Origin of the sequence: Rahnella sp. RFA10(1/100), assembly GCF_004195115.1 — a bacterium.
Lineage (GTDB): Bacteria > Pseudomonadota > Gammaproteobacteria > Enterobacterales > Enterobacteriaceae > Rahnella > Rahnella perminowiae.
Genome location: NZ_SEWR01000001.1, coordinates 25,216 through 46,520, shown reverse-complemented (window position 1 = coordinate 46,520; position 21,305 = coordinate 25,216). Strand labels below are relative to the sequence as shown.

At 53.4% G+C, this 21,305-nt stretch carries 21 protein-coding genes and 1 pseudogene; 11 read left to right on the top strand and 11 right to left on the bottom strand.

Annotated features, from left to right (window positions below; translation table 11 throughout):
* Positions 1-137: 137 nt before the first annotated feature.
* The 8 genes and pseudogenes from ETV65_RS00220 to ETV65_RS00185 form a co-directional block, all read right to left on the bottom strand.
* Complete coding sequence (locus ETV65_RS00220; protein ID WP_129951013.1) at positions 138-1,088, bottom strand: 2-hydroxyacid dehydrogenase; 951 nt, start codon at positions 1,086-1,088, stop codon at positions 138-140.
* 9 nt (positions 1,089-1,097) lie between these two features.
* A complete protein-coding gene (locus ETV65_RS00215; protein ID WP_129951012.1) occupies positions 1,098-2,414 on the bottom strand; it encodes an MFS transporter in 1,317 nt (438 codons plus the stop codon).
* Between the two features lie 162 nt (positions 2,415-2,576).
* Positions 2,577-3,731, bottom strand: a complete 1,155-nt coding sequence (gene dgoD / locus ETV65_RS00210; RefSeq protein WP_129951011.1) for a galactonate dehydratase — start codon at positions 3,729-3,731, stop codon at positions 2,577-2,579.
* Positions 3,728-4,345, bottom strand: a complete 618-nt coding sequence (locus tag ETV65_RS00205) for a 2-dehydro-3-deoxy-6-phosphogalactonate aldolase (protein ID WP_129951010.1) — start codon at positions 4,343-4,345, stop codon at positions 3,728-3,730. The genes dgoD and ETV65_RS00205 overlap by 4 nt, the downstream gene beginning before the upstream one ends.
* Positions 4,329-5,225, bottom strand: coding sequence for a 2-dehydro-3-deoxygalactonokinase (locus tag ETV65_RS00200; RefSeq protein ID WP_129951009.1), 897 nt, complete (start codon positions 5,223-5,225; stop codon positions 4,329-4,331). The genes ETV65_RS00205 and ETV65_RS00200 overlap by 17 nt, the downstream gene beginning before the upstream one ends.
* The gene (gene dgoR, locus ETV65_RS00195) at positions 5,222-5,920 is read right to left on the bottom strand and encodes a D-galactonate utilization transcriptional regulator DgoR (protein ID WP_013575998.1); all 699 of its coding nucleotides are present in this window, start codon (positions 5,918-5,920) and stop codon (positions 5,222-5,224) included. The genes ETV65_RS00200 and dgoR overlap by 4 nt, the downstream gene beginning before the upstream one ends.
* Before the next feature lie 251 nt (positions 5,921-6,171).
* Positions 6,172-6,330, bottom strand: a pseudogene (locus tag ETV65_RS00190) (IS3 family transposase); the annotation flags it as partial.
* An 85-nt stretch (positions 6,331-6,415) separates the two neighbouring features.
* Entirely contained in the window at positions 6,416-7,336 is a 921-nt protein-coding gene (locus ETV65_RS00185) for a DMT family transporter (RefSeq protein WP_129951008.1), read from the bottom strand.
* A gap of 239 nt (positions 7,337-7,575) precedes the next feature.
* Between ETV65_RS00185 and ETV65_RS00180 the strand changes: the two genes are divergently transcribed.
* The 3 genes from ETV65_RS00180 to ETV65_RS00170 are packed head-to-tail and all read left to right on the top strand — an operon-like array spanning position 7,576 to position 10,127.
* Complete coding sequence (locus ETV65_RS00180; RefSeq protein WP_129952101.1) at positions 7,576-8,415, top strand: transporter substrate-binding domain-containing protein; 840 nt, start codon at positions 7,576-7,578, stop codon at positions 8,413-8,415.
* Between the two features lie 3 nt (positions 8,416-8,418).
* Positions 8,419-9,129 (top strand): 5-oxoprolinase subunit PxpB, encoded by a 711-nt coding sequence (gene pxpB, locus ETV65_RS00175; protein ID WP_129951007.1) that lies wholly within the window; start codon positions 8,419-8,421, stop codon positions 9,127-9,129.
* 11 nt (positions 9,130-9,140) lie between these two features.
* Positions 9,141-10,127 (top strand): biotin-dependent carboxyltransferase family protein, encoded by a 987-nt coding sequence (locus ETV65_RS00170; RefSeq protein WP_205951552.1) that lies wholly within the window; start codon positions 9,141-9,143, stop codon positions 10,125-10,127.
* 68 nt (positions 10,128-10,195) lie between these two features.
* Here ETV65_RS00170 and ETV65_RS00165 read toward each other — a convergent pair whose 3' ends face one another.
* Positions 10,196-11,401: a pyridoxal phosphate-dependent aminotransferase gene (locus tag ETV65_RS00165; protein WP_015690101.1), complete on the bottom strand. Its 1,206-nt coding sequence runs from the start codon at positions 11,399-11,401 to the stop codon at positions 10,196-10,198.
* A gap of 369 nt (positions 11,402-11,770) precedes the next feature.
* Here ETV65_RS00165 and nac point away from each other — a divergent pair, with 369 nt between their 5' ends.
* The 7 genes from nac (at position 11,771) to ETV65_RS00130 (ending at position 17,187) form a co-directional block, all read left to right on the top strand.
* Complete coding sequence (nac, locus tag ETV65_RS00160) at positions 11,771-12,694, top strand: nitrogen assimilation transcriptional regulator NAC (protein WP_129951005.1); 924 nt, start codon at positions 11,771-11,773, stop codon at positions 12,692-12,694.
* A 140-nt stretch (positions 12,695-12,834) separates the two neighbouring features.
* Positions 12,835-13,275, top strand: coding sequence for an acetyl-CoA carboxylase biotin carboxyl carrier protein subunit (locus ETV65_RS00155; RefSeq protein ID WP_129951004.1), 441 nt, complete (start codon positions 12,835-12,837; stop codon positions 13,273-13,275).
* On the top strand, positions 13,272-14,054 hold the full coding sequence (locus ETV65_RS00150; RefSeq protein WP_129951003.1) for a 5-oxoprolinase subunit PxpA: 783 nt from the start codon (positions 13,272-13,274) through the stop codon (positions 14,052-14,054). Before ETV65_RS00155 ends, ETV65_RS00150 begins: the two co-directional genes overlap by 4 nt.
* Positions 14,055-14,187: 133 nt before the next feature.
* Positions 14,188-14,937, top strand: coding sequence for an SDR family oxidoreductase (locus ETV65_RS00145; protein ID WP_013576018.1), 750 nt, complete (start codon positions 14,188-14,190; stop codon positions 14,935-14,937).
* 50 nt (positions 14,938-14,987) lie between these two features.
* Positions 14,988-15,683, top strand: a complete 696-nt coding sequence (locus tag ETV65_RS00140) for an amino acid ABC transporter permease (protein WP_013576019.1) — start codon at positions 14,988-14,990, stop codon at positions 15,681-15,683.
* Positions 15,684-15,687: 4 nt separating this feature from the next.
* Positions 15,688-16,437, top strand: a complete 750-nt coding sequence (locus ETV65_RS00135) for an amino acid ABC transporter permease (RefSeq protein WP_129951002.1) — start codon at positions 15,688-15,690, stop codon at positions 16,435-16,437.
* A 12-nt stretch (positions 16,438-16,449) separates the two neighbouring features.
* Positions 16,450-17,187, top strand: a complete 738-nt coding sequence (locus tag ETV65_RS00130; RefSeq protein WP_013576021.1) for an amino acid ABC transporter ATP-binding protein — start codon at positions 16,450-16,452, stop codon at positions 17,185-17,187.
* A gap of 237 nt (positions 17,188-17,424) precedes the next feature.
* On the opposite strand, the gene ETV65_RS00125 is transcribed toward ETV65_RS00130, so the two are convergent.
* Positions 17,425-18,180 carry an SDR family NAD(P)-dependent oxidoreductase gene (locus tag ETV65_RS00125; RefSeq protein WP_129951001.1) on the bottom strand — a complete coding sequence of 252 codons (756 nt, stop codon included), beginning with the start codon at positions 18,178-18,180 and terminating at the stop codon, positions 17,425-17,427.
* A gap of 116 nt (positions 18,181-18,296) precedes the next feature.
* Here ETV65_RS00125 and ETV65_RS00120 point away from each other — a divergent pair, with 116 nt between their 5' ends.
* Positions 18,297-18,893, top strand: a complete 597-nt coding sequence (locus ETV65_RS00120) for a TetR/AcrR family transcriptional regulator (protein WP_129951000.1) — start codon at positions 18,297-18,299, stop codon at positions 18,891-18,893.
* Positions 18,894-19,342: 449 nt separating this feature from the next.
* Here ETV65_RS00120 and ETV65_RS00115 read toward each other — a convergent pair whose 3' ends face one another.
* Complete coding sequence (locus ETV65_RS00115; RefSeq protein ID WP_129950999.1) at positions 19,343-21,304, bottom strand: biotin carboxylase N-terminal domain-containing protein; 1,962 nt, start codon at positions 21,302-21,304, stop codon at positions 19,343-19,345.
* Between the last annotated feature and the right edge of the window lies 1 nt (position 21,305).

Below are 21,305 nucleotides of genomic sequence, written 5' to 3'. Positions count from 1 at the left end.
AGCTGACATGGACCTCCTTCAGGCTAAAGCCTCACAGGGATAATCACCTCCTCCCGGGAGGTGGCTTAACGCTGACAATAAATAAGCGCGACTTCACGCCACGCTTTGATTTAAATGCAGAATACGTTTTCACTCGGTTACTGCGGAATAGGCGTCACCAACGGCTCGCCAGCAAAATAGGCGTTGACATTTTCCAGCACCAGACGCGACATCTCTTTGCGCGTCGCCCAGGTAGCACTGGCCATATGCGGCGTGACCAACACATTTGCCCGGTGTAACAATGCGTGCGGGACGTGCGGTTCGTCGCAGAAAACATCAAGACCGGCTCCCCCGAGTGTCCCCTCTTCGATGGCTTCAACTAGCGCTCGCTCATCGACGACCGATCCACGGGAAATATTGATCAGAATGCCTTCTGCGCCCAGAGCATTCAATACATCGCGATTAACGAGGCAGCGGGTTTCTGCACCACCGTTGGTACAGACCACCAGAAAATCACTCGCCCCGGCCAGCGATAGCAATGTCGCATGGAAGGTGTAATCCATGTCGGCAAGTGCTGCGCGATCCGTATAGGCGATCGACATATTAAATGCAGCCGCGCGTTTGGCGATAGCACGCCCAATACGCCCCATGCCAATAATGCCTAACCGCGCTCCTGAGACTTTGCGGGTCCAGGGATAACCTCCCTTCTGCCATGCCCCCTGTTCGATAAAGCGTTGTGCTCCAGGGATCTGGCGTGACGTTGCCAGTATCAACCCCATGGCCAGGTCGGCGACGTCATCCGTCAATACGCCGGGGGTATGGGTCACAGCGATCTCACGTTCTCTTGCTGCGGCAACATCAATACCGTCATAGCCAACACCAAAGTCGCTGATAAGTTCAAGGTTAGGTAGCCGTCCCATAAATTCGCGACTGACCACGGCTTCGCCGTTAGTAAGTACTACACGAAACTCGGCGGCCAGCCGGTCAAACTCCCCTGCGGCCATGTCGTTGTATTCATACACATCGTATAGCGCGTTCAGTTGTGCATTCAACTGATCTGGCAGCGATGCCTGCTTCAATATTTTCTGTTTAACCGCGATATTCTTCATAACAAGACCTTAGTGTTGCGATAATGACGAGGCTGACGATTTTGTCGCTATTACTTTAGCCGGACGGCCAACATAGATACCGACGATGCCGCCGATAACCAGTGCCGTAGCAATGATCAATAAGCCATAATGGAAACTGCCGGTGACATCCTTTATTTTCCCCAGCAATGGCGGCAATCCCAGACCGGCAAAGTTGGCAATGGCATTAATGAAAGCGATAGAAGCCGCCGCAGCAACACCCGCTAATTTTTCGGTCGTTACCGCCCAGAATATCGGGGTCAGCGCGAAGTTAAAGCCGACGGTCAATACCAGCATAATATAGGCAACAAAGAGGTTACTGGTATATATCGAGGCAGCCAGCAGTAAGCCGGAAATAATTAACGGCACCCCCAGATGCAGCGAGCGCTCTTTGGTAAGATCTGAATGGCGTCCATTCACGTACATAAAGATCGCGGCAAAGGCAAAAGGAATGGCCGACAAAACGCTAATAACAAAATTACTCTGTTCTGTAGCCACACTTTTAATAATGAGCGGCAGGAAGAGTGTAATACCAATTGAGCAAAATGCTTGCAGGAACCACACCAGACTCAACATCAATACCACTTTATTCCTGAGCGCACTGGCCCATGAATGATGTTTCCCTACTTCTACGTCACTATTCTCTTGTTGTAACCGGGTGTTCAGCCATTTTTTCTCGTCCGCACTCAACCAGGTGGCATGATTTGGCGTATCCGGCAGACGTAACAGAACCAGACAGCCGAGAATGATGGCCGGGATGCCTTCCATCGCAAACAGCCAGCGCCAGCCCGCGATATCGGCAATGCCGTGCATATTGAGAATACTGCCGGAAATCGGTAATCCAATCACTGACGCCAGCACCGATCCCATATAAAAGAACGACATGGCACGGGCGCGGTTGCTCTTGGGAAACCAGCAGGAGATATAGTAGATAATCCCCGGTGTAAACCCGGCTTCTGCCATACCCAGCAAAAAGCGCATCACATACAATTGTGTCGGCGTATGGACCAGTGACATCCCGGCGCTGACAACCCCCCAGGTAATCATGATGCGCGCAATCCAGATGCGTGCACCAACCCGCGTCATAATGACGTTACTGGGTATTTCAAAAATAATGTAGGAGATATAGAACATACCGACACCCAGGCCATACATACTGGCAGACAAGCCTAAATCGGCATTCATTTGCAGTGCCGCAACGGATATATTGGTTTTATCCAGATTGGCAACAAAGTAGCAAATAATAATAAAAGGTATTATTTTTGCGTTTAATTTTTTTAGTGTTGTAGAGCACAGATCGATGTTCATTATTATCACCTTAATGAGTCTGTCCCTGGTGTCAGGGCATAAGATGGCCATCCCACCTAATGTGGATTAAAAAACAAATACGGATATATCGATATTATTATTAATTGCTTTATTGATATGGTTTTACTTGTTATCTCTGTTACTTAAAATATATAGAACAGGTTACCATTCGGCGACAGCACCATCTTCATAACGCCAAATTGGGTTGCGCCAGTCAGGGGCATTCTTACTGCGCTCAATCACCAACTCCTCATTAATTTCAACGCCCAGTCCGGGTTTATTCAGCGGATAGAAATAACCATCCGTCATGGTAAAATCTTCTTTATTAATGACATAATCCAATAATTCGGCACCCTTATTATAATGGATACCCATACTCTGCTCCTGGAATACCGCATTACGCGCCACAAAATCCAGATGCAGGCAAGAAGCCAGTGCGATCGGCCCCAACGGACAATGCGGTGCCAGCGAAATATCGTAAGACTCTGCCATCGCCGCAATTTTAAAGCATTCCGTGATCCCACCCGCGTGCGACAAATCCGGCTGGATAATGGCTAAACCACCGTCGGCCAATACACGTTTGAACTCAAAGCGCGAGAACATACGTTCACCGGCAGCAATGGGAATATGTGTCTGAGCAGCCAGACGAGGGTAGTATTCTGCCTGTTCGGCCAGTACCGGTTCTTCGATAAATAGCGGACGGTAAGGTTCGAGCTCTTTGATCAGAATCTTCGCCATAGGTGCATTGACACGGCCATGGAAGTCGAGTCCGAACTCAATGCTGTTACCGAATGCTTCACGTATTTGCGCCACGACGGCGACGGCGACGGCATCGTCAACTTTACGTGAATTGTCTATCATGCCCATTTCTTCGCAGCCATTGAGTTTAAAGGTATCAAAACCAATGCCTTTCAACTTTTTAATGCCTTCAATCACATCTGCCGGGCGGTCGCCGCCAACCCAACTGTAGGCTTTAATCTTATCGCGAACCAGACCACCGAGCAGTTGATAAACAGGAACGCCCAGGGCTTTGCCCTTAATGTCCCACAGTGCCTGATCGATACCGGAAATCGCGCTCATCAGAATCGGCCCACCGCGATAAAATCCACCGCGATAGAGGGTCTGCCAAATGTCATTGATGCGCGCCGGATCCTGTCCGATCACATATTCAGACAGCTCATGCACAGCAGCCTCCACACTGCGGGCACGGCCTTCAACAACCGGTTCTCCCCAACCGACAATGCCTTCATCAGTTTCTATTTTCAGGAACATCCAGCGCGGCGGTAGCCGGTAGGTGGTTAGTTTGGTCACTTTCATCGGGTTGATTCCTTATAAGCTTTAACAAAGGCGTTAGCTTGTTGTGTCGTACGTTCAACAGACTGTCCGGCACGGTAGAGATCACTTCCCAACCCTGCACCGATGCAACCGGCATTAAGATAGAGATGTAAATTTTCAGGAGTGATCCCCCCCACGGCAAAGACCGGAATTTCTGGCGGTAGCACCGCTTTCAACGCTTTGATGTAATCCGGTCCAAATGCGTTAGAAGGAAAGATTTTCAGCGCCTGAGCGCCCGCATCCAGTGCATTGAAGGCTTCCGTCGCGGTCGCGCAACCAGAGCAAACGGTCATGCCATACCCCACAGCCCGACGAATCACTTCCGGCTGAATATTAGGGGTGACCACCAGACGGCTACCCATTGCATTCAGTTCATCAACTTGCGCAGATTGTAAAACCGTCCCGGCACCAATCAGCGCCCGATGCCCAAACTCTTTCACCGTTTCACTGATGCTGCGCTGCCAGTCAGGCGAGTTGAGTGGGATCTCCACTGCATCAAAACCTGCCTCCAGCAATACTGTCACATGCGCCTGAACGTCTTGTGGTGTGATACCGCGCAGAATGGCGATTAACGGAAGCTTAGTATTCCAACTCATTGATAATACTCCTTATACCTGTCTGGAAAGCGCGATCGCCTTCCAGCGTTTGCCAGGACAGTCCGGCAAACTTCAATGCCTGCTGGTAACGTGCGGTCAGTTTGGGACTCCCAATTAAGGTGATGGGCTGATCGCCAGTGATGCCGTATTGCCGCTGCATTTGCGACACTTCATTGCCGATCAACAACCCCGATAGCCATTCACTGACGGCGCTTTTATCTAATTGCCCTAACACATGCGCCGCGCGGGTCTCAAAAAGACTACGAATAATGTTGGTTTCTTTGAAACCACTCTCCAGCCCTTGCTGGAATACCGCCGGATTCGCCTGTTGCTCAGTCAGCCCGATACCAATCAGCGAATGGTGCATCAGCAAATGGTGGAGTTCACCTGTCATGACGGTGCGGAAATCAACAATCTCGCTACCGTCCATCTGTACCCATTTACTGTGCGTTCCCGGCATCAGATAAAGCGAAGCCGGACATTCTGTATAAGCACCGATTAACTGTGTTTCTTCACCGCGAATGACATTGCAATTACCCTCGCTGACCACACTCAGACCGGGAATAATCCACGCGTTGAACGGTGTAGCCTGCTCCACCCGTGTTAACTGTCTGGACAAATCAGTCAGCCGCGTCGGGCAAGGCAGATAAGGCACCGTCATCCATCCTGCGTTGCTGCCAACCATTCCAGCCATCAGAACCGGCACCTGATGAGCTTGCCAGGGTAAAAGTGTGTCGCGGAAAACCTGTTCAGGAGTACGGCCATTGAGCCGGGTAACCCCCGCTTCTGACTCCAGGTGATCGGTACATTCACCGTTCAGGTAGAGCCAGGCGCGCAAGTTGGTCGAACCCCAGTCAATGGCGATATAACTTTCTCTCATGTAATATCCTTCAGCCTTTTGGTCGAGCTGGCGATCATTGTCAGTGCCGCCTGTTCTGCTGCATCTGCGTTCTGATGCCGTATCGCATCGTACAGATCCTGATGCTCCTTCAATGTGCGCGGCATGTTGGCTTCATCGGCCATATAGGTCCGTTCAAATACGGCACGCTGCAAGGAACTTATCGCCACACTGAGTTGTTGCAGCACCGGGTTATGCACCGACGCCAGTACCGCTTCGTGAAAACGGATATCAGCCTCATTGAATGCGTCACGATTTTGGTGATCGGCGATCATATCGTTAAGTGCCTTTTCAATAACCGCTAATTCGCTGGAGGTCGCCCTTTCCGCAGCCCAACGGGCAATGACCGGTTCAACCAGATTACGCACCTCGCTCATCGCCGGGATCAGCCGCGGGTCATAATCATTCGCCAACGACCACTGCAAAACATCGGTATCCAGATAATTCCACTGGTTGCGTAAAGCCACAAAAGCACCGCGATAACGCTTTATCTCCACCAGCCGTTTCGACATCAACGAGCGAAGCACTTCACGAATGATGTTCCGTGACGTCTGGAACTCTTCGCACAACTCGGTTTCCGCTGGCAATGCAGACCCTGGGGCATATTTGCCACTGACGATTTGCTGCCCTATCTCGAGAATAATGCGATCGGTTTTGCTCAACTCCTGGCTACTCATAGAGGCTCCACAAAAGAATAAAAGGAAAAGTTGCCGGGTACTTTACCTGTATCGCGCCTATGCGTCGCAAGATCACCGTACGATTCACAACTATTGTTCTTAATTTTCATGAAAATTGTAGTACAATTTATTAAACACGTACTGCAATACAGATCACAAAACGGACAATGCCTTGCGATTTTGCTGAATAGGATGGGTTAGCACGAAGGACGTTTCTGATTGGAGGAAAATGAGTATGAGGTCTGTACTGGTCAACAAAAACTGGCTACGGCTTTAGAGTTTTTCCAGAACAATCTTTCTGATTCATTCGGCGTCAAACCACCATTATATTGATGGGGTCTGAGCTGGCTGTAATATCCTGTGATGTAATTCGTTATTGCCGTGCTGGCTTGGCTAAAATTCGCGTAGCCATTATGTAAGCACACCTGTTTTAGTTCCACGCACGTTTGAGATATCCTGGATGAGATCAGGATGCTTACCGCCCCCCTTACTCCCCTACTTTGCTGATTTGATAATAGCCGTTCTGTTTATACGCCTCTCACTCAATAAGGCGAAAATCCCGGCTGCGGCCACGATTGACGCACCGGCCAGCGTAGAAGATGATGGAAAACTGTCGAGGAACAGAAAACCAAGCATCATCGACCAGACCATCGTGGTGTAATCAAAAGGCGCCAGCAGCGACGCATCGGCGTAACGCAGGCTCAGCGTAATCAGGATCTGTGCCATTCCACCAAAAAATCCGCAACCGATGAGCAGTAAAAGCTGCAAGGTAGTCGGGATTTTCCAGCCGAAGAAAATCGTCGCCAGACCAATCAGCATGGTCATCAGCGAGAAGTAGAAAACGATCGCGCCCGGTCTTTCGATGCCATTTAAAAAACGGATTTGCACCGAAGAGACGGCCGTACACATCGCCGCCAGCAGCGCCAGAATCACGCCCAGCCCCGCTGAAACCTGCTTAACACTGCCCGACAGCAGCGAACCGCTGTCTGTCAGATGCGCCCACAGCATGACGATAATGCCGGTGAAACCGATGCCCACCGCCAGCCAGCGGGCTGCGTGAACATTTTCACGCAGTAAAACCGCGGCCATGACCACCGTAAATAGCGGCGCGGCGTAGCTTATCGCCGTGGCATCCGCCAGCGAGATATACACTAACGCCAGATAGTTAAAATACATTCCACCCGTGCCGGAAAAACCGCGAATTAAATGGCCGAATATATTCTTCGTTTTAATTTGCGGGGAAACAGGGCCCTGCAATTTGAGCCAGATCAGCAGCGGGAATAAGGCAACGAAAGAGCGAAAAAATATCACTTCTCCGGTAGGTATATTTCCGCCTAACCCTTTCACGCAGGCCAGCATTAATGTGGCACACAGGGCTGATAATATTTTTAGCGAAATACCCATTCTGGCGTTCATTATTAACCTTCGTTCCTGGTGAGCAGCGGGATGAATCTGTCCGCTATTCTGGCAGAGCTGCCTTTTTCCCGGTCATACAAAAAGCGTATCGCCATACAGGGTTTACTTCTTATACAACGCCAGGGTGAGCTTATATAGTCGGGCTGACTCATAAAGAAACCGCAGCCAGTTTTGCTCACAGTGAGCCAGGGGAAGTTGTCGTCACACACTGCTAATTAAAAAATCCCGGAGAATGAATGATGAAACTGAAGTTACTGTCTTGTTCCTTGCTGGCGTTGCCACTGATGGCGGCCTTTTCCTCTGCGAAAGCGGATGTTCTTTCTGATATTCAGGCACGCGGTTCACTCAATTGTGCCGTGTATTCCGATGTGCCGCCGTTCTCGTCGCCGGATCCGAAAACGCGCCAGCTTGCGGGCATGGACGTCGATTTATGTACGGCGTTAGCCAAACAGATGGGCGTAAAACTCAATCTGATGCCGACGTCTATTGAGGCGCGCATTGCGGTGATCGCCACTGGGCGCGCCGACGTGCTGATTGCCAATCTGGCGTATACCAAAACTCGCGGCCAACAGATTCAGTTCAGCGACCCGTATTATGTGGCGAAAGAAGTGCTGGTGGTGAAAAAGCCCAACGTCGATAAAACTCGTGCGGATTTTAAAGGCAAACGCATCAGCGCCACCAAAGGCACAACGTCTGAACAATCGATTTATCTGGCAGGCGCAAAAGCCGTAACCTTCCAGGATGCTGCGTCGGCCTTTCTGGCGCTGGAACAGAATAAAGCGGTGGGCTTTGTGACCAACACCATGACCGCCATCAAAATGATTTCTCAGGCCGGAAAAGACGGCATTGAACTGGGGATGATCAAAGAGCCGATGGCGCTGGAGCCGATTGGCGTCGGCATGAAAAAGGACGAACCGGCATTGCTGGCGAAGGTTAACAGCAGCCTGAAAGCGATGGATGACGACGGCACCATCGATAAAATCTGGGATACCTGGATCGGGCCAAATACCAAATACAAAATGGTGCGCGAAGACAAAGTACAGCCGCTCTCCAGCCTTAAATTCGAACCTCTGGAATAACCGATGATCACTGCGTCGCACGAGGCGCCTTCCCGCGCCTCTTTTATTCTTGCCAGTCAGGGCGACAACATCAAAATCTCCACCATCGGCAGCCGTGCATGGCTGATTGAAGCGCCAGGAGATTTCGACCTGCCCGCTCAGCGCCGCATCTGGTCACTGGCGGTCGCATTGCGTGCGCGTAATGATATCGAATCACTGATCCCCGGCGTGACCAATCTGCTGGTGCTGTTTCGCCAGACACCGGCAGATTACGACGCCACCTTTGCCCTGCTGGTGGCCGCCTGGGAACAGGCACAGGCCGTACATCCGCAAGGCAAACTGATTGAAATTCCGGTGATTTACGGCGGCCAATATGCCACCGATCTGGACGCGGTTTGCCAGCATACCGGGCTTTCGCCACGCGAGGTCATCCATCGCCATTCCGAGGGTTGCTACACGGTGTTTTCACTGGGCAGCGCACCGGGTTTTGGCTATCTCCACGGGCTGGATCCGTCTCTGGCCACGCCGCGTAAAAAAGTCCCCTCGCTGAATATGCTCAAAGGCACCGTGACCATCGGCGGCGCACAGACCGGGATTTCCGCGCTGACCGGGCCAAACGGCTGGAACGCCATCGGATTCGCCGAACTGACGCTGTTTGACCCGCAGGCGGAGAATCCTGCACTCATGGCACCGGGGGACAGCGTGCGCTTTCTGCCAGAAAGGATTGAATTGTGACTGAACCAGCCGTGATTGAAATAGTGAAAACCGGCCCGCTGAATACCGTTCAGGACGCGGGCCGCAACGGATTTCGGGATATCGGCGTGTCCGTCAGCGGCGTGATGGATCCGCTGGCGTTTCACGCGGGCAACATCATGCTGGGCAATGACGAAAACGCCGCCTGCATTGAAGTGCAGATGTTTCCGTTTAAGGTCCGGTTTCTCGCCGATACCAGCATTGCCATCACCGGCGCAGATTGCCGCACGAAGCTCGACGGTACAGATCTTCCGCCCTGGTGGGCGTGTTCCGTCCGCGCAGGGCAGGAACTGGAAATGCAGTTCCCGCGTTACGGTGCGCGCAGCTATTTGTGCGTCGCCGGAGGCATTGACGTCCCGGTCGTTATGGGCTCGCGCAGTACCGCGCTGCGTGGTGGTTTTGGTGGTTTAGACGGACGACCACTGGAGAAAAACGATCGCCTCGCGGCGGGTAAAACCACCGCATCTCCCCTGCCTGCGCAAGGTATGGGCATCGAGCCGCCGGAGATCGCGCTGGCAAACGTATTCCCGACCAGCACTGAGGGATGCGTGCAACTGCGGGCTATTCCCGCCGGAGAATACACGCTGTTTGAAGCCGATCTTCCCCGCTTCTGGTCGCAGCCGTGGAAAGTGTCCCTGCACAGCAACCGCACCGGTTACCGCTTATCCGGCGCGCCGGTCACGCCCTCGAAAGTCATCGAAATGCGTTCATACGGTTTAGTCCCCGGCATCGTTCAGGTTCCGCCTGCCGGCGAGCCGATCATTCAGCTGGCTGACGCCAATACCGCCGGAGGCTATCCGAAAATTGCCGGAATTATTGAAGAAGACTTATGGCGCCTGGCGCAGGTTCAGCCCGGTCAGAGCATTCAGTTGGTCAAAAGCGATGCACGCGAAGCCATTGCTGTTGCAGCGCAGATCAGCCAGTGGCTCACCCGCCTGCGCGATAGCGTTATGCCGGTGAAGAAAATCATGGGGGTTTAAAACGCCCTATGGATGAAACAGAAAACGGGCCAGAACAGGCCCGTTTTTTTATGCTTCTGACTCAGACGTTATGACTTCAGCTCCGCACAAAACTCTGCTATCCGGTCGCAGCCGTCTTGCAAAACTTCCATGCTGGTCGCATACGAAATGCGGAAATACGGACTCATGCCGTAGGCCGCGCCCTGCACGGTGACGACGTGTTTTTCTTCGATCAGCGCCATCACGAAATCGGCATCGCTATTGATGTGACGCCCGCCTGCGGTGGTTTTCCCGATGCAGCCTTCAATGTTCACGAACAGATAGAACGCACCCTGCGGTTTATGACAGCGCAGTTCATGCACGGATGTTAACCGCTCCAGCACGTAATCGCGGCGCTGGCGGTAGATTTCGGCGCGCTCTTTCAGTAAATCCTGCGGGCCGTTAAGCACCGCGACCGCCGCTGCCTGCGTGAGCGTGGTGACGCCACCGCTGTTTTGCGTGTTCACGTTACTCATGGCTTTAATCAGATCTTGCGGACCGCCGCAAAAACCTAAACGCCAGCCGGTCATGGAATAGGCTTTCGACACGCCGTTGACCGTCAGCACGCGATCGAGCAAACGCGGTTCCACTTCGGCCAGCGTATAAAACGTCACGTCGTCATAAATCAGATGTTCGTAAATGTCATCAGTCAGGATCCACACGCCCGGATGGCGCAGCATCACCTCGCCCATCGCCTGCAATTCCTGGCGGGTTGCCACGGAACCGGTCGGATTGCTCGGGTAATTCAGCAGCAGCCACTTGGTTTTCGGCGTAATCGCCGCGTCGATGTCCTGCGGATACGGCTTGAAATTGTTCTCCTCCGGGCAGGCCACCGGCACCGGAATACCGCCCGCGAATTTGACGATATCCGCATAGCTAATCCACGACGGCGTCGGGATCACCACTTCATCGCCCGGATTAATCGTCGCCAGCATCGCGTTAAAAATAATTTGCTTCGCGCCGCCTGCGGTGAGGATCTGGCTCACGTCGTAATTCAGGTTGTTATCGCGCTGAAATTTACGCGCAATGGCCGCCCGCAGCGCCGGGGTTCCGTCGGTTGGCGGATAACGGGTATCACCGCCGAGCGCGGCGGCGTAGGCGGCTTCCGTGGCATGAGGGGGCGTCGGAAAATCCGGTTCACCGGTAGAAAGCGCAATGACGTTCACGCCTGCGGCTGCGAGGTCACGGGCCTTTTGCGTCATGGCGACGGAGGCAGAAACAGAGACATTTTTTAAGCGATCGGCGATATCAGGCATGGTCCTGGGGTTCCATTGTTTTTATCGAACGTAAAAAGACGGACAGCGATGAGGCACTTCAGGGGAAAGAGTAATGAGGAACGGACCGCGCCGACCAATAGCGCTTTGTTGTGGTGACATAACACAAAACAATGGCTGAACGCGCAAATCAGGCAATTTGCACCGGCGCAGTGCAGGCGGGAATTTTCATTATTCGGGAGGCTGCGCAAAGGCAGAAAACATCCGGCTATACAGTGAATAAATCGGCGGGTAAATCAGAAGGAAAACCGGATATCGGACATAAATCAGCCTGTTAGTGCGTGTTGGCACTCATCTTGCTTCATACACATTACTTATAACACCACTTGTTTCCGTGATGAGGATGCCATCGTGAATCTCCGCCGCCTTAAATATTTTATTAAGATTGTCGATGTGGGTAGCCTCACTCAGGCCGCAGATATCCTGCACATTGCACAGCCTGCGCTCAGCCAGCAACTCGCGACGCTGGAAGGCGAAGTGAATCAGCAACTGCTGATCCGCACCAAACGCGGCGTGACGCCGACCGAAGCGGGCAAGATTTTGTATATCCACGCGCAGGCCATTTTGCGCCAGTGCGATCAGGCCCAGAGCGCGATTGACGGCTCGGCGCTGGCACTTTCGGGCAGCGTTTCTGTCGGGCTTGCGCCGGGCACCGCCGCACAGCAACTGGCATTGCCGCTGATGGAAGAAGTCCACCGGCAATATCCGGGCATCGTATTGTATTTCAATGAAAACTTCGGTACCACGCTCAGCGAGCTGATCATGAATGGCCGGATGGATATGGCGGTGATTTACGGCAACCGGGAAATTCACGGATTACGGTTTATACCGCTGATGAAAGAAGAGTTGTATTTCGTCTGCCCGCACGCGCTGAGCAAACCGCTGAAATCCGTCAGTCTGGCGCAGGTGGCAAAGTATGACCTGTTCCTGCCGCGCATTTACAACATCATGCGTAAAGTCATCGACGACGCGTTTATCCATGAAGCAGTGACGTACCGCGTGAAATGCGAAATCGAATCGCAAACCACCCTCAATGCCGCGCTGGCGGCGGGTTTAGGCTGCACGATCATGCCGGAATCCGCCGCCCGCGCGATGCTCAAAGCCTCGGGTTCGTGGATGGCGAAAATTGATAAACCGAATATTCAGGCGGCGCTGTCATTTTGCATGTCCGACCATCTGCCGCTGTCCCAGCCCGCCGAAGCGGTCAAAGCGATTTTACTGTCGCTGATGGCCAGCCGCACGGTGGATAACCGGCCACTGACGCTGGTGGGGTAATAAGCACACCTTATTACCGCAAAGCGAAATCCTCTTTCCTGACGTCGGCAGTGACACGATAGAGTGCTTTTACCGCCCGCAAAGCGGGTCGTTTTGTCGTCGTTATTGCGCGGGGACACTCTCTCTTCGACGGGAAGGATATGGAAAAAAAAGCACCAGCACTCAGCGAGTTGCGAGATATCGCACGAAAGATGCGTACGTCCGGCCTGAGCCAGATTGAACTCAGCGGAAACGGCTTTCGGATCAGCATGAAATACGCGCCAGTCTCCCCCGCCATTTTGCCATGCCGCATGCCGGACGAAACGCCTGCGCTTCCCGTGCTGACCGCTCCCGACGCGGTGTGTGCACCTTTCCCCGGCATTGTGTTGTTACGGCATCCGCTCAACAAAATTCCGTTCACACAACCGGGTGAAAAAGTCGGGAAAGATGCGCTGCTCGGCCTGCTGAAAGTCGGCGTGATTTATCTGCCGCTGCGCAGCCCGGTGCAGGGCGTGGTGGAATCCCTGTTCGTGGAAGACGGTGACTGCGTTGAATACGGCGCGGAGATTTTCACTTTACGCCGCGAGGAGCTGGCCGCATGAAATACATCGATTTAAACGCCGATATCGGCGAAGGCTTTGGCGATTACACCATCGCCGACGACGCCGCGCTGATGCCGCTGATCACCTCCGCCAACGTGGCCTGCGGGTTTCACGCGGGGGACGCGGTGATTATGGCGAAAACCGTCGCGCTGGCGAAAAAGTATCAGGTGGATCTCGGTGCGCACGTCGGATTTCCCGATTTGTCCGGGTTTGGCCGCCGCCGGATGCACATCGAACCGGAGGTGATGGCGCATTACGTCACCTATCAGCTTGGCGCGCTTTCTGCTTTTGCGAAAGCGGCGGATTACCCGCTGACGCACATGAGTTTCCACGGTGCGCTGGGCAATATGGTGTCCGAAGACGCCCGGCTGGCGCGGGTGTTATTGCAGGCGGTGAAGAATTTCGATGCACAAATGATCATCAGCACGATGCCCGGCAACGCCGTCGAACGCATGGCGCGGGCGCTGGATTTGCCGGTGATTGGTACGTTTCTCGCCGACCGCGCCTATGAAAGCAACGGCCTGCTGGTCAGCCGGACGCTGCCGGGCGCGGTTATTCATGACAAAGAGCAGGTACGCGCGCGCATCCGGCAGTTGCTGCGCGAAGGCACGGTGCAAAGCATCGACGGCGCGACGTTGCCGGTGGATGCGACATCGATTCTGGTTCACGGCGATACGCCGGAATCCCTCGAAATGGTGCATACGCTGCGGGAAATTATTGCCGAAATGGACATCGCGCTGATGCCGCCAGCCCGGCAACGCCGCCAGATGGCACGGTAAAACACGCTGTTATAAGCCCCTCTTATCGCCTCACACGGTTTATGTCTTATACCGTCTGAGAATTACTGGATACAGTCAGAAAACACCCACCGGCAGAACATGATGGAGCCGGAGGTTTAACAGGAGAGTCGCAATGCCATTTTCAGATTACAAAACCGCGCTGGTGACCGGCGCATCGGCCGGCATGGGTGAAGCCATTGTCGAACGCCTTTGTCAGGAAGGGATCACCGTTCATGCCGTCGCGCGCCGCGCCGATCAGCTGGCCGCCCTCGCCGCCCGCACCGGTTGTATTCCGCATGCGCTCGACGTCAGCGACCTCGACGCGGTGACGCGCCTGTGCAGCGAGATCAGCGTGGATATTCTGGTGAACAACGCCGGGGTTTCCCGTCCCGGCTCTATCCTGAGCGCCGATGAAGAATCCGTGGATACGCAGGTGGATGTGAATCTGCGCGCCGTTTTGCATCTTTGCCGCCTGCTGGTACCGGGCATGATGGAACGCGATCGCGGCCACGTCATCAACATCACCTCGATTGCCGCGATTTATAACTTCGGCGGCAACTCGATTTATCACGCCACCAAAGCCGGAGTTCACGCCCTGTCACGCCAGCTACGCGTTGACTGCTACGGCAAGCGTGTGCGCATCACTGAAATCTGCCCGGGCCGCGTGGCGACTGATATTTTCGGCAATGTTTCCGGCGATCACGAAGAAGCCCGCCGCCGTTTCATTGACGGTTTTGAACTGCCCGAAGCCAAAGACATCGCCGATTGCGTGGCGTTTGCCGTTTCTGCGCCGATTGCCGTCAACATCGGCAACATCGAAATCACCCCGACGTTGCAGGTTCCCGGTGGCCTTTCCACCATGCGCCCCGGCGAAGGTCTGTGATCTTTTTCCTATAAACCCACAGTACAACCATTCAGGAGGGTGAAAATACGATGACGCTCGATTTCAGCAAAGTCCTGACCGGTCAGTTCGGGCAGATGATCGTCGATGGCATGGTTGTCACCCTCAAGCTGGCGCTGGGGTCCTGGCTGCTCGCGATGTGTATTGCCCTGCTGCTGGTCGTCATCCGGCTGACGCACAAACGCGCCGCCGAATATTTCGTCCGCGCCTATGTGTCGTATCACCGCAATGTACCGACGCTTATTCAGCTGATGATGTGGTATTTCGCCATTCCGACGCTGCTGCCGGAATCTGTGCAGATGTGGATTAACGATTTCAACGCCGAGTTTCTGTTCTCGATGTTTGCGCTCGGATTGTGTCAGGCGGCGTATTTCTCTGAAGACATCCGCAGCGGATTACGCGCTATTCCTGAAGGGCAAACCGAAGCATCACGCGCGCTGGGCATGAGTTACACCCGATCGCTGCGTTCGGTTATTTTACCGCAGGGCATCCGCAACGCGCTGCCCTCGCTGCTCAACCACACCGTTTTACTGTTCAAAAACACCAGTCTGGCTATGGTCATTGGCGTAGCTGAACTGACTTACGTGACCCGTGATATTGAAAACCAGACGTTCCGGACTTTCGAATCGTATCTGGTGGCCTCCGCCGGTTATCTGTTCTTCTCTCTGCTGCTGATGGGTGCTGGCGCATTGCTGGCCCGCCGGTTCCAGCGGGCCTACGCGAGGTAATCACATGCTCGAGATGTTCACGATTTTGCACGACAACGGGATGCTGTTCCTGATGGGGCAATACCCGCAGGGGCCACTGGGCGGGATACTTTGTACATTACTGATTTCCCTGCTGGCCGTTTTGTTTGCACTGCCGGTGGGTATTCTGCTCGGGCTGGCGCGTTTATCGCCTTTCCGCTGGCTGAGCTGGCCCGCTGCCTGCTGGGTCTACGGCTTACGCGGCATTCCACTGCTGATGGTGGTGTTCTGGACGTATTTCTGCGTTCCACTGTTAATCGGTCACAACATCAGCGGCTTCAGCACTATGCTGTGTACGCTGGTGATTTATGAAAGTGCGTATATCGCCGAGATCGTGCGCGGCGGCATTCAGGCGCTGCCGGGCGGCCAGTACGAAGCGGCGCGCGCTTTAGGGATGAGTTATTTCAAAACGCTGCGTCTGATTATTCTGCCGCAGGCGTTATACAACACGCTGCCAAGTCTGGTCAGCCAGTTGGTTTCTATCATTAAAGACAGCACGCTGGGTTACGTCATTAACGTGCCGGAGCTGACCTTTGCCGCTAATCAGGTGAATAACCAACTGCTGACCAAACCTTTTCAAGTCTTCGCGATTGTCGCGATTGGCTATTACATCATCTGTTTCAGCCTGACGTGGCTGGCCAATAAGCTTGAAGCCCGTATCACGCGCAAACGACAGAACCGGATGCCGGAAGCGGAGAAAATGACGAAGGCTCCACTGCTGAAGACTCAACCATAATAAGGAACGACGATGCGACCGATGATCTTATTTAATCAGGTTAATAAATGGTATGGCGAATATCAGGCGCTGACCGACCTGAGTGCAGAAATTAGAAGTGGTGAAGTCGTAGTGGTTTGCGGACCGTCCGGCTCGGGCAAATCAACGCTGATCCGCACCGTCAACCGGCTGGAACCTATTGAAGAGGGCCAGATCCTGTTCGATGGCATGGATATTCATGGCACCAGCACCCGCCTGAACCAGTTGCGCACGCGTATCGGTTTTGTCTTTCAGAACTTTAATCTTTTCCCGCACGTTTCGGTGCTGGACAACATCATGATGTCGCCGGTAAAGGTGCTCGGCGTGAAACGTCAGGAAGCACGCAAGCACGCTGGTGAACTGCTGGAACGTGTCGGATTATCACACAAAGCCAATGCCTATCCGGCACAGCTTTCCGGCGGGCAGCAGCAACGTGTTGCCATCGCCCGGGCATTAGCCATGAAACCGCCAGTGATGCTGTTTGATGAACCGACGTCGGCGCTTGATCCGGAAATGGTCGGTGAAGTCCTGAATGTGATGCGCAGTCTTGCACGTGAAGGTATGACCATGATGTGCGTCACACACGAAATGAATTTTGCCCGCGACGTGGCGGACACAATCTGGTTTATGGATCAGGGGAAAATTCTGGAAAAATCCAAACCGGAAAACTTCTTCAATCATCCGCAACACCCACGTGCCAGGAAGTTTTTAAGTGACTTATTGCACCATTAATTATTTAGAGAAGCCCGCTTAAGGAAACTTAAGCGGGCTTTTTGGTTTTCATAAAACTGAACGAACCTTTGTATCATTTAAATTCAACGAGCTAGCGTGAAAAGTCTTCCCGATGCATGTTCAGTTTTCCCTCCGCATCGGGAGAATTTGGTCGTCAGATTTGGGTCATTTCAGTTCGATTATGGAGTGACTAATCTGCTGCGTCGGGGTTGCCCATACTCTTTGCCACGAACGCTCTTAGTCTGCAGCCTTCCATTCAGAAAGCATTTTAAGGGCGCTGTCGTAGTGACCCGTAGCCCCGGCAGTGCGTAAAAATCTGGCGCGTTCAACGATGATTTCATCAGGTGTGGGCTCTGCATGCAAAAGGTCGATCGTCTCATTAATGAAGTCTTTCAGCGGCATGGCATGCTCGTCACTTTCCTGACCAAACAATGTGGTTTGCACGCCTGGGGGGGCTAACTCAATTACGCGTACGGAAGTGTCGGCGAGCTGAACACGCAAGCTTTCAGTGAATGAATGAACCGCAGCTTTTGTGGCGCTATAGGTCATGGCAATAGGGAACGGAACAAACGCCAGTGCAGAACTGACATTAATGATGACACTGTCATTCTTTTTAACCAGCTGCGGTAAGAACGCATAAGTCATACGAATGGTCCCCAGAAGGTTGATCTCAACAGTCTGTTGCGCAATCTTCACTGCATTCTGATCCAAAACATTTTCGCTCAACATAATACCGGCGTTGTTGATGACAACATTCAGGTCGGGGTAGCGTGCTGCTGCGAGTTCGCTTGCCCGGGTAATGGAACCGGCATCGGCAATATCGAGTTCAATGGCCTCGATGCCGGGGTAATCGTTTGTGATTTGATCAAGTAAAGCCTTGCGACGGCCAGCTACAATGACCTTATTGCCTGCTTCATGAAAACGTACCGCAAGGCCCAGCCCTATCCCCGAGGTGGAACCCGTGATGAAGATCGTATTACCTGAAGTTTTCATATGTTTCTCCGGATTGATGAAAAAGGTAGAATGCCAAACGGACAGTTGTCCGACAGGAAAAAATTAACGGACAATTGTCCGTTAAGCAAGTTTTAATATTGTGGACAGGAGGACTGGTGACACAGCAACAAAAAACGGGTCGCCCGGCACGGGCTGACGCGCAGCAAAACCGCGAGCGTATTCTGTCGGTTGCACTTCAGGAACTGACCGTTTCCGCAGACGTGCCCCTAAGCACGATCGCGAAGAAGGCAGGCGTCGGGCAGGCCACTTTTTATCGCAACTTCCCGACACGGGAGGTATTAGTGATGGAGGTTTATCGCTATGAGATGTTGCAGGTCACAAAGTTTGCAGAACATTTGCTCCGGACCTGCGCACCCGAACAGGCGTTGCGTGACTGGATGAATCGCCTTGCCGAATACGCAATGACCAAAGCAGGCCTGGCCAATGCCATTCGCGAGGTATCGCTCTCGCGGGACTGTCCGGAAAAGGCAGGCTATGCCCCTGTCATTGCTGCCGCTCAGTTGTTACTTGATGCCAATAAGAAAGCGGGAACTATCCACCCGGGGGTTACCACTGACGACTTTTTCCTGGCAATTGCAGGGATATGGCAGCTCGATTTTAATGATGAGTGGCAGCCCCGGCTAACCTGGCTCATCGACATGGTGATGGCGGGACTGCGCGCGGGGGCACCGCTACGCTCTGTTTCTCAGTAGACGACAACCACAGCGTACATGCAGGAGAGTGGCGAAACAGCCGAAGTCTCCCGGGGGGCTGAACAATGATTGCCTCGCCTTTTCATTATTTTTTAAGCCTGGCATTGATTGATATTTGCAATACGTGGATCGGGTTAAAAACATCAGACGCAAAGGCGTTCTTATTTGCCGGGATTACGACATGCTCCATCCAGACAACGTCTTAATTGGTGGCGCATCTCTGGAAGAAGACCGCCGTCGTATTCCGGTGGGTTAGATCCCTGGCTGGTTACGTGTGATGAGGTTCCGGATCCGCAAAAGTTTGCGGTTCGATAATGACGTGACCACCAAAGGTGTCTTAACGACACCAAAATCCGCCGTCTCAAGCCTTCTGAAAAACCTTTCCAGGTTTACGATTCTGTTCCCCGGCATCCGTAACCCCTATAAACCAATGTGTGAAAATGCGGTTATTAACCCGGCCTCTCCTCAAGGGTAAAAAGTTGCTGCCCGCTACTGACGATCTCACCCGTTGCGCACAGCACCTCAGCAATCACACCCCCGGTGACTGCCACCACCCGGTTTTCCATTTTCATCGCCTCGACGATGGCAAGCGTATCGCCTTCCTTAACGAATGCGCCCGGTTCTACCGCGATAAATACGATGGTTCCCGGCATGGGGGCTGTTACGCCATTGCCAGTCGAACGGTTATTCTCTTCCAGATGCAGCTGGCTATCGACCCGGTATCGCTTGCCCGCCAGTATCACTTCCACGATCCCTTTTCTCTCTCTTCCCTGCCAGCTCACATCACCACACTGCCCGCCCCAGCCATGATTCACCGGCGCGATAGTGATGGTAAATGTCTCCGGACCAATAGCCGTCAGTACCCGGGTATTACCGAGCGTCAGCAGATTGACAGCAATTTCATTCCCCTGATAGCGGATATATATTTTTCCTGCGGGTGCCGCCGGGTCTAATGCCTGCCGGTCACTGTTTCCCTGTAGCCCGTACCAGGGGGAAGAGGTACGCCCTGCACTTTCCTGCTTTGCCAGCAGTGCAGCTGCGCTGGCAACGGCAGCCAGTGGCCCGACTGAGACGTCACGCTCCGTAAGAAGTTGGTCAATTAACCCGGTATGCAGGTTACCGGCCATCACCCGGGGATGGTTTAATAATTCCAGAAGAAAGCCACTGTTGGTCGTCACCCCAAACACCCACGTCTGAGTCAGTGCCTGCACCATTTTAAGCCGGGACTGCTCGCGATCTGCGGCATGGACAATAAGTTTAGCAATCAGCGGATCGTAAAACGCAGGTACCTCGCCATGGTGGTCGAAAGCACTGTCGGTCCGGGCTGTCTCCGGCCATGTTACTGTGGCCGGTCCTGGCGAGGGAGTAAAGTCATCGTCCGGATCCTCAGCATATATACGGCTCTCAAAAGCATGCCCCTTACTGACTATCTGCGACTGAGACAAGGGCAGTTGTTCGCCCGCCGCAATTTTGATCTGCCACTCAACAAGATCCAGTCCTGTGATCATTTCCGTCACCGGATGCTCTACCTGCAGGCGGGTGTTGACCTCAAGGAAATAAAACCGGTTGTCAGGCGCAACGATAAACTCAAATGTTCCCGCATTAAAATAGCCTATTTGCCGTGCCCCGTTGACGGCCGCGTTTAACATTGCTTCGCGAACCTCCGCAGAAATGGACGTCGCCGGGGCTTCTTCGATAATTTTCTGATGCCGCCGTTGCAGTGAACATTCTCTTTCATACAGGTGCACCACCTGCCCGTGCTTATCACCCATGATCTGCACTTCGATATGACGCGGCGAATGGATATAGCGTTCGATCATCAGACGGCCATCGTTAAAGTTAGCCCTGGCGATACGCACGGCCGCGGCAACGGCCGCCTGCATTTCAGCAGCCTGCTCCACCACCTGCATTCCTTTACCCCCGCCACCCGCGACAGGCTTGAGGATCACCGGATATCCTATTTCTTCAGCCAGCGCATTCAGCACACTGAAGGATTCAGAAGCTTCCTGCGATCCGGGGAGTACTGGCACTCCCGCTTTTTCCATCTGTTGCCGGGCCAGAATTTTATTGCCCATATCGCGGATGATATTCGCCGACGGTCCGATAAACGTCAGCCCAGCCAGGGAAACCGCCTCGGCAAACTCCGGGTTTTCAGATAAAAATCCGTAGCCGGGATGAACCGCATCACAGCCCGAATGACGTGCGGCACTCACAAGCGCATCAATGTTCAGATAGCTGTCGGCGGCAAGCGGGCCACCAATATTGACGGTCCGTATTGCACCTGACAGATGATCGGCTTCGGTATCGGCATCAGAATAAACCGCTACGTACTCAATACCCATTTCTCTGGCGGTGCGGGCAATACGTCGGGCAATCTCGCCACGGTTAGCAATAAGAATTCGATTCAACATG